This is a genomic window from Variovorax sp. P1_H2 (genome assembly GCF_056405295.1).
The window spans coordinates 1-1517 of the sequence record NZ_JBFUCJ010000279.1 but is presented as its reverse complement, the minus strand read 5'-3'; the positions used below and the strand labels follow the sequence as shown (position 1 = coordinate 1517).

General features: G+C 61.0%; 2 protein-coding genes. One reads left to right on the top strand and one right to left on the bottom strand.

Going from position 1 to position 1517, the window contains the following annotated elements; all coding sequences use genetic code 11:
• Window positions 1-533 precede the first annotated feature (533 nt).
• Window positions 534-800: a hypothetical protein gene (locus AC1D2E_RS35835; protein WP_478201791.1), complete on the top strand. Its 267-nt coding sequence runs from the start codon at window positions 534-536 to the stop codon at window positions 798-800.
• Window positions 801-891: 91 nt separating this feature from the next.
• Here AC1D2E_RS35835 and AC1D2E_RS35830 read toward each other — a convergent pair.
• A partial coding sequence (locus AC1D2E_RS35830; protein ID WP_478201790.1) for an IS3 family transposase occupies window positions 892-1517 on the bottom strand: 626 nt, incomplete at its 5' end.

Genomic DNA, 1517 nt, shown 5'->3' with positions numbered 1-1517 from the left:
TCCCCGGATCAACGCGGCCGGCAAGCTCGTCGGGGAAGCCATCGTGCTGCTGGACAACCGGGTGAGCTAGCCAACAGGGCCACTTACGGTGCCATCGGGTTCCGCTTTTCCTCTTCGAGCCGTTGCCGCTGACGTACAGCTTCGCACTGTGCATGCGACCTGAATTCAGGCTTCACACACTGTCCTGCCATGCACCGGGCTGCTGAAATGAAATTCATCGCCAAGCAAGCTACCAACCCACATTGAACTGGTTTTCCAACGTAGATTGAATTTCCCGGTGGGTTTTTTCCGGCCGGTCCGAGCTGGTCATGTGCCGCACGCATGGGCCCGCATTCCCGGCGTCGGACGCGGCACCTGTTGCTTGCTGGAGCGGTTGCTAGAGCCGCTCGCGTCAGCCTTGCGCATCCCTCGTAACGTTGTGTAGCTTTGTTCGATAGCGCACCGACACCCCCACCGAAGCGTGTATGTTCTGTCCTACAGGGCGACGCGTGTCGCCCCGATAGCGCCTCACGGTAGACGCGAGGGGATTTGGAATGAAGCTGCAGCTACTTGGCGGTGAGGGTGCCGATCCCCCGCGATCGCATGCTTCGAATTGGACGTCACGAATCGAAGCGGGCGCTGTGTTCGACGGCTGCGTGAGCTATCGAGCGGACATCTTCGACAGCCTGCGATTTGCTTGCCGCATCACGATTTMGGGGCCGTTCAAAGATGGAGCTGCGGTCGCGCGAGAGCTGGAGATGCGACGCGATCAGTGGATTGCCGAGTACGAAATGAGAGACTGCGTCTGTGCGCTGGCCTGACGGCCGACCGTCGATCGACGGCGAAGCGTGAATCCGGCATCCGTGGGCATCATGAATCGCCCCGGGTTTCATGGAGGCCGGTTGGTTTAAGTCATGCCGCCACCGTGGCGGTCTGACTGGCGAATTGCCGGTAGTAGTTTGCCTCAGCCTCTGCAGGCGGGATGTAGCCGATGGGTTCGAGCAGGCGATGGTGGTTGAACCAGGACACCCATTCGAGCGTGGCGAATTCCACCGCCTCCTTGGTCTTCCACGGTGCACGGCGATGGATCAACTCGGCCTTGTAGAGGCCGTTGATCGTCTCGGCCAGGGCGTTGTCATAGGAGTCGCCTTTGCTGCCCACCGATGGCTCAATGCCAGCCTCGGCAAGTCGTTCGGTGTAGCGGATGCTGACGTATTGCGAACCACGATCCGAGTGGCAAATCAAGCTGCCGTCGCGCTCGGGTTGGCGGTCGTAGAGCGCCTGTTCCAAGGCATCGAGCACGAAGTCCGTGCGCATTGAACTGCTGACCCTCCAGCCCACGATGCGCCGGGCAAACACATCGATCACGAAGGCGACGTACAGCCAGCCCTGCCAGGTCGACACGTACGTGAAATCCGAGACCCATAGCTGGTTCGGACGCTGCGCACGAAACTGCCGGTTGACCCGATCCAGCGGGCATGGAGCTGGTTCGGACGCTGCGCACGAAACTGCCGGTTGACCCGATCCAGCGGGCATGG